1 pseudogene is annotated in these 552 nt (G+C 53.6%); it reads right to left on the bottom strand.

Annotated features, from left to right (window positions below):
* Positions 1 to 552, bottom strand: a pseudogene (locus BDE01S_RS10945) (hypothetical protein); the annotation flags it as partial.

Below are 552 nucleotides of genomic sequence, written 5' to 3'. Positions count from 1 at the left end.
GTCGCACCCGGGTTAATCATCTGCTTGGCATTCGGCGTTGTGGTGTTGCCGGATGTTGTCAGATTGAAGCCTGAGCTGTTCACAGCATCCACCACGCTTTGAGCCGTTACCGGCTTACCGGCATCTGCAGGATCTTTGTCAACCAGTTTGCCGGTTGCCGGATCTGCCGATACGGTGGTGGTGTTGATTTGCAGTGCGCCGTCGGTGCCTTTGGAGATGGTTGTACCGTCAACTTTTACAGACAGGTCGTAGTTGTTACCGTCTTGGGCTACCGTTACCGAACCGTCTTTGGAAGATACGGTAGTCTTCGGTGCGTTGGTAATGGCGGCGTTCAACTGATCTACGTTCACCGCGTCAGTACCATCTTTACCTGGGGCGACGTTGGTAATCTTCTTACCGCCGGCATTGATACCGTCAACCGTTACGCTCGGGCCGCCGTTAATGGTCAGACCGTTGTTGTCGATCTTCGTATTACCGGTGGTAACGCTGTCCACATTCAGGTCGCGGGCAATGTCAACGGTGTAGTTGACATCGTTGGTGCTGGTTTCAGTT

It is taken from the genome of Bergeriella denitrificans NBRC 102155, from assembly GCF_001592185.1.
Classification (GTDB): Bacteria; Pseudomonadota; Gammaproteobacteria; order Burkholderiales; family Neisseriaceae; genus Neisseria; species Neisseria denitrificans.
Note: the sequence above shows the minus strand (reverse complement) of the source record. Positions and strands in the feature narration are given on the sequence as shown.